This window comes from Streptosporangium subroseum (assembly GCF_900188345.1).
Lineage (GTDB): Bacteria > Actinomycetota > Actinomycetes > Streptosporangiales > Streptosporangiaceae > Streptosporangium > Streptosporangium subroseum.
On the sequence record NZ_FZOD01000010.1, the window covers coordinates 218061 to 224060 of the forward strand.

Genomic DNA, 6000 nt, shown 5'->3' on the forward strand with positions numbered 1-6000 from the left:
GGTCCGAGGGGTGGTCATGAACAGCGCCGCGATGCTTTTCGGCGAGGTCGCGGCTCCAGAGCGGCGTGATGGCAGGAACGAAACTAGGCACCGCCCCTGCCGGTGCGCGTCGGCCGTCATACCGAGATCGCGTACCGCCTGAGAACGAAGGGCTGCCAGGTCATCCCTGCGATGTACTCCCGGAGACCATGAGCCCCGTCACAGCGGCCGATGCGGGCCGGACAGGCAGGCGTGACAATGTGCCGATGGAAACCGGTGAACGACCACCGTGGTGGCGGCATGTGCTCAACCTGGACGGCCGGCTGGACGAGGACCACCCGGACCGGCGAGACGTCCGGGACACGCCGGGGCTGGGTGGCGACAGACCTCCGAGGCCGTCTCGCAGGGCATTCGTCGCCGACGCGGTGGTCGCGATCGTCCTGACGGTCATCGCGGTGACCGTATCGGCGAAGTATCCGGTGATCGGCCCGATCGGGGATCAGCCCAAAGTGATCGAGTACTTACAGCTCCGACCTGTCGCCCCGCCCGCACCGCCGCCTCCTGCCACCCGGCCCTCGCCTCCTGATCTCCCGGCCGCTCCTGATGCCCCGGCCGCACCGGCGCCCCCTGCCACCCGGCCCGTACCGCCGCTTCCCGCGACCCGGCCCTCGCCTCCTGATCTCCCGGCCGCTCCTGACGCCCCGACCGGCTACCCACCACCTCCTGGCGTCCTGTCCAACGGCCCATCCCCACCCGCCGGCAACCCGTCCGGCCCGTCCGCACCGCCGGGTCCTGATCACCCGATCGGCTACCCACCGCCTTCTGGCGTGTCAGCCCAGCCCTTGTCCTACGACCCGCCCGTGTTCCTTGTCGCGCTGACGGCGTTACCGCTGGCGGCACGGCGCCGATATCCGCTCATCACCTTCTGGGCGGTGCTGGCCGCGGCGCTGGCCACGCACGCGAGCGCCACCTGGATCACTGTGCTGACCTGCGCCGTCGCCGCGTACGGTGCTGTTGCCTACAGCCGTAACCGGTTCCTGGCAATGGGTGGCCTCGTGCTCGCGGCCGGGCTCGCCGGTGGCGCCTTCCGGGACGTCGCGCCTGCGCTACCTAATTGGATGGGGCCGTTCGTCGTCCTGTTGAGCGTCGGCGTCTTCGGGAGCTTCGTCCGTTTCTGGCGGCGCCAGCTGGGCGCCAGCCGGCATCGGTTCGCCGAACTGCAGCAGGCGCAGGCAGACGCCATGCACAGGGCTGTCGCGGAGGAGCGCTCCCGGATCGCCGCCGAACTCCACGATGTGGTGACCCACAATGTCAGCGTGATGGTGATCCAGGCCGGCGCGGCCCGCAAGGTCATGGACGCGGAGCCGGAACAGTCGAAGCAGGCCCTGCTCGCGATCGAGTCCGGCGGCCGGGCCGCCATGGCCGAACTGCGCCATGTCATGGGCCTGCTCGCCGGCCCGAGTGGCGAGCGTCTCGACGGTCCTTCCGACGGGCTTGAACCCCAACCCGGACTCCACCGGCTCGACGCCCTGGTGGAACGGGTCCGCGCCGCCGGCGTGCCGGTGAGCGTCGAGGTGTCGCCTCCTGGGCCGCTGCCTCCCGGGATCGACCTCGCCGCCTACCGCGTCGTGCAGGAGGCCCTCACCAACACGATCAAGCACGCGGCCGGGGCCGCCGCGTTCGTGAAGATCGGGCATGACGGCGACTGGCTGGAGATCGAGGTGACCGATACCGGCGGGGTACGGGGCGCCGGGCCGCGGACCGGCGACGGCAGGGGGCTGATCGGGTTGCGCGAACGGCTCGGTGTCTACGGCGGGACTCTGGACGCCGGACGGACGGCCGGGGAAGGATTCCGGATCAAGGCCCGCATCCCGTGGAGGACAACATGACTGAGCGGTTGCGCGCCGTCATCGCCGACGACCAGGCACTGGTACGCACGGGATTCCGCATGATCCTCGCCGCTGACGGCATTGAAGTGGCGGCCGAGGCCGCCAACGGGGACGAGGCCGTCGCCGCGGTCCGCCGTACCAGGCCCGACGTCGTGCTCATGGACATCCGGATGCCGCAGATGGACGGTCTCGAAGCCACCCGGCGGATTGTCGCGGGTGGCGCCGAGGAGACCCGCGTGCTGATTCTGACCACCTACGACCTCGACCACTACGTGTACGCCGCGCTCACCGCTGGGGCAAGCGGGTTCCTGCTCAAGGACGTCACCCCCGAACACCTGGTGGCCGCGGTACGCCTGGTGCGCTCCGGCGACGCCCTGCTCGCGCCCACTATCACGCGCCGCCTGGTCGAACGTTTCGCCCGCCGCGACAATGTGAAGCCCACCCTCCACCGCGATCTGTCCCGGCTGACACCTCGGGAGCTGGACGTACTGCGCCTGCTCGCCACCGGCCTAAGCAACGCCGAACTCGCCGACCAGCTGACCCTCAGCGTGGCCACGGTGAAGACCCACGTCGCGCGCATCCTGTCCAAGCTCGGCCTGCGTGACCGCGTCCAGGCCGTGGTGGTCGCCTACGAGACCGGCCTGATCTCCCCCGGCGGCACAGTCTGACCCGACGCGGCTGCGGGATCGAGACCTACGAGGCCAGCCGCTCACGTGCGTTGTGACCGGAGCCGGTCGGTTCGACACCGCGTTCGGGCTGGTTGATCTCAGCCCACACCGCATCGAGGGAGAGGCCGAGGACGTCGGCGATCGCCGCGACGGTCGAGAAGGCGGGGGTCGCCACGCGGCCCGTCTCGATCTTCCGGAGGGTCTCCGGTGAGACACACGCGTCGAGCGCGGTCTCGAGCATCGGGCGCTCTCCCCTGGCGCGACGCAACAGGGCGCCGAGGCGCTGTCCGCGCTCGACCTCCGCGGGTGTGAGCGGCAATCTGACCATGGCTCCGATAGTACCGGGTGTCGGGATAATATTGCCGGGATAGTTATTGGTTGCGCGAGAAAGGCGCCGCATGATCGAGATCCTGAATCCCCCCGCACTGGTTCGAGCAAAAGAGACAGGTGCCCTGGTCGCTCATATCTTGCAGACGCTGAAGAGCCGCAGCGCAGTGGGCACGAACCTCCTGGACATCGACCGGTGGGCCCACGCCATGATCGTCGAGGCCGGAGCGCTGTCCTGCTACGTCGACTACGAGCCATCGTTCGGACGCGGGCCGTTCGGCCACTACATCTGCACGGCCGTCAACGACGCCGTGCTCCACGGACTGCCAACCGACTACACGCTTGCCGACGGCGACCTGCTGACGCTCGACCTCGCCGTCTCCAAAGGCGGTGTCGCCGCGGACTCCGCCATCAGCTTCATCGTGGGCGACTCGAAGCCCCCGGAGAGCGTCGCGATGATCAGCGCAACCGAACGCGCGTTGAGCGCGGGCATCGCGGCCGCCGGGCCCGGAGCCCGCATCGGCGACATCTCCCATGCCATCGGCTCGGTCCTCAGCGAGGCGGGATATCCGATCAACACCGAGTTCGGAGGTCACGGCATCGGATCGACGATGCACCAGGACCCGCACGTCTCAAACAGCGGACGGCCCGGCCGTGGATACAGACTGCGCCCTGGGCTGCTGCTCGCACTGGAACCGTGGGTCATGGCGGACACCGCCAAGCTCATCACCGATGCCGACGGGTGGACGCTCCGAAGCGCGACAGGCTGCCGGGCGGCACACAGCGAGCACACGATCGCCATCACCGACGACGGAGCCGAAATCCTCACCTTGCCGAATTAGGCGCGACCGTGAGGCCGGAGCCACGCGTGTTTCCGTTCTCCGGGCGTCTCATCGCGAATCACCGGCGAAAAGGCGGCCTTCCGATGTCTCCCGTCAACGCCGCACCGGCTCCTCGGCACCGTCTCACCGTCACTCGCCTTGTCGTCGACGGAGGCCGGCCGATGAGTGAGGTCGCGGTTGCGGCCGCCCTTCACGCGATTGGTCAACGTCCCCGATCGGTGCCTCCAGCCCGGTAGCGCCGGCCGCCTTACTTCGCCCACCACTCTTGGTTCGAGCTTGAGTAAATACCGTGGGCGCTGTTAGCTTCACCTGGGTGGACGACATGCCTGCACGGACGGAGACGATCGAGGACTTCGCGGCGGCTCTGCGAGAACTTCGCAAATCAATCGGCAACCCACCTTTCCGGGAGATGTCTGGCCGGTCGGGGGCGATCTCGCACACGACATTGCACGAGGCCACGAAGGGTAACCGGCTCCCGAGTTGGGAGACCACCGTCGAGTTCGTCAAGGCGTGCGGCGCGGACCCGGCCGCGTACCGCGAACGCTGGGAGAGGGCGAACCTGGCGGTCAGATCGGCGAGTGCCGGAGATTCTTCGATCCGCGCGGGCACCTCGGCGGCCCGTCCGCTTGGTGGACTCGCAGGCGCCGCGGAAGGCCGTACCGTGCACGTCGCCATCGGGTCGCAGGCGCCACGATCGGCTGGTGAGACCTCGGCACCTGTGCCCACGCCGCCACCGCCCGGCGAGATCGCGGGCGACGTCCGGCCGGTCCTCCCCGCGCCGGGGGGCCGAGGGCGATTCCGGCTGACCCGCCCGGCTGCGGCCGCACTCGCGGCGGCGGCCGTCGGGATGGGGACGGCGGTCCTCATCGCGGTCGCCGTCAATCGCGACTCCGGGACCGGCGGGCGCATCCCGAACCCGTCCGGCAGCCCATCGGCGGCCTCGCTGTCGGCGGCCGACTGCCCGATGCGCGCGACCAACCCGCCGTGGAGCCCGCCCGCGCAAGAGGGCGATTCGGCGGTGTTCATCGGGGACATCACGCTACCCGACTGCACACGCGTCGGCCCCGGCCAGACCAAGACCAAGGTATGGCGGCTCAAGAACGCCGGAACCGTGCCGTGGGAGGGATATTCGTTGCATCGCCTCGACCTCCCGCAGCAACCTGATCAATGCCAGACCATCTCCGACGTACCGATCAAGGACACGCGACCCGGAGAGATCGTCGACATCCGGACCGACATCACCACGCCGAGGAACCCAGGCCTGTGCTACGTGCGGTTCAAGATGATGGACGCTTCGGGACGGGTCGCGTTCCCCGGAGGCCGGCCGCTCAACTTCCAGGTCATCGTCGACTGACGCCCGTTCCCCGCCGTGCGTCGCACGGCGGGGAACCAGGGGCGGACGGTCTCCGAGGATCAGGAGGTGAGAACGATCCCCTCGTAGTAGTGCTTGAGGATCCTGGAATGGCTCCAGCCCGTCTGGGCCTTGTCGCGAGAGCCGGTCTGCGACATCCAGTCGCCGGTGACCCAATGGCCGCACGCCGTCGTCGTGGAGCAGTACTGGGCCTTGAAGATATTTCCACTGCGCGTCATCCGGGTGCCCCACGTCGCGTCCACCGCGGCGTTCGTCGCCGCCGTCGCGGAGCCGGGCTTGTACACCTGGCTGGCCGTGTGGTCGGAGACGTCATAGCACTGGCCGCTCGGCGTCTTGCTCGCCGATCTCAGCGCCCAGTACCAGCCGAAGTTCTTGACGGCGATCGCCCCGGCCCTGAGGGACTCCGCCGGCCAGTACGACGGCCACTCGTTGGGCAGGACATTCTTGATGTAGGTCTTGAACTCCACCCGGTCCACGCGATTGAGGGATTTCCGATAGACGAGGATCGTCGTGGGCAGCCTGCTGTGCGTGCCGTCGGTCTTGCACCCGGTCGGCGGTACGGAGCTCAGGAGCTGGTGTGAGGCGTTCTGGTTCTTGAGGGCGGCGGTGAGGTTGCCCTTGGCGCCGGCGGCGAAGTCCTGGTAGGTGCTGCCGGCGTAGTTGCTGTTGTAGTAGACGCGGACGGTCTTGGTGGTGCGGTTCCAGACGGAGGCGGCGGCGTTCTTGATGCATTTGCCCTTGCCGGTGCCGGGTCCCTTGAAGTCGAAGCAGGAGGGTTGTGTGGTGCCGTAGTCGCCGGTGGATCCGGTGAAGTCGGAGAGTGATCCTTGGGTGTTGCTGTTGAAGTAGTAGCAGAACTCGCCGGTCTCGCACACGCCGTTGCGGGTGGCCGCCGAGGCGGGTGAGGCGGTGGCGAGCACCGC

Annotated in this window: 6 protein-coding genes; 4 read left to right on the plus strand and 2 right to left on the minus strand. The window is 68.8% G+C overall.

Annotated features, from left to right (window positions below; all coding sequences use genetic code 11):
- Positions 1-245: 245 nt before the first annotated feature.
- Both CHC08_RS51480 and CHC08_RS13565 read left to right on the plus strand, forming a co-directional pair.
- A complete protein-coding gene (locus tag CHC08_RS51480; RefSeq protein ID WP_245878294.1) occupies positions 246-1868 on the plus strand; it encodes a sensor histidine kinase in 1623 nt (540 codons plus the stop codon).
- Entirely contained in the window at positions 1865-2536 is a 672-nt protein-coding gene (locus CHC08_RS13565) for a response regulator (protein ID WP_089207625.1), read from the plus strand. Before CHC08_RS51480 ends, CHC08_RS13565 begins: the two co-directional genes overlap by 4 nt.
- 25 nt (positions 2537-2561) lie before the next feature.
- On the opposite strand, the gene CHC08_RS13570 is transcribed toward CHC08_RS13565, so the two are convergent.
- Positions 2562-2864, minus strand: coding sequence for a helix-turn-helix domain-containing protein (locus CHC08_RS13570; RefSeq protein ID WP_089207600.1), 303 nt, complete (start codon positions 2862-2864; stop codon positions 2562-2564).
- A 70-nt stretch (positions 2865-2934) separates the two neighbouring features.
- On the opposite strand from CHC08_RS13570, the gene map reads away from it, so the two are divergent.
- Positions 2935-3705 carry a type I methionyl aminopeptidase gene (gene map / locus CHC08_RS13575; protein ID WP_089207601.1) on the plus strand — a complete coding sequence of 257 codons (771 nt, stop codon included), beginning with the start codon at positions 2935-2937 and terminating at the stop codon, positions 3703-3705.
- A 322-nt stretch (positions 3706-4027) separates the two neighbouring features.
- Positions 4028-5059, plus strand: coding sequence for an NBR1-Ig-like domain-containing protein (locus tag CHC08_RS13580; protein ID WP_143653209.1), 1032 nt, complete (start codon positions 4028-4030; stop codon positions 5057-5059).
- A gap of 59 nt (positions 5060-5118) precedes the next feature.
- Here CHC08_RS13580 and CHC08_RS50675 read toward each other — a convergent pair.
- Positions 5119-6000 (minus strand): SpoIID/LytB domain-containing protein (locus CHC08_RS50675; RefSeq protein WP_218825304.1); only part of this gene is annotated, 882 nt, incomplete at its 5' end.

What these genes read in the sequence shown, in the direction of transcription:
- CHC08_RS51480 (WP_245878294.1), top strand. Translation starts at nt 246, where the DNA reads ATGGAAACCGGTGAACGACCACCGTGGTGGCGGCATGTGCTCAACCTG.
- CHC08_RS13565 (WP_089207625.1), top strand. Translation starts at nt 1,865, where the DNA reads ATGACTGAGCGGTTGCGCGCCGTCATCGCCGACGACCAGGCACTGGTA.
- CHC08_RS13570 (WP_089207600.1), bottom strand. Translation starts at nt 2,864, where the DNA reads ATGGTCAGATTGCCGCTCACACCCGCGGAGGTCGAGCGCGGACAGCGC.
- map (WP_089207601.1), top strand. Translation starts at nt 2,935, where the DNA reads ATGATCGAGATCCTGAATCCCCCCGCACTGGTTCGAGCAAAAGAGACA.
- CHC08_RS13580 (WP_143653209.1), top strand. Translation starts at nt 4,028, where the DNA reads ATGCCTGCACGGACGGAGACGATCGAGGACTTCGCGGCGGCTCTGCGA.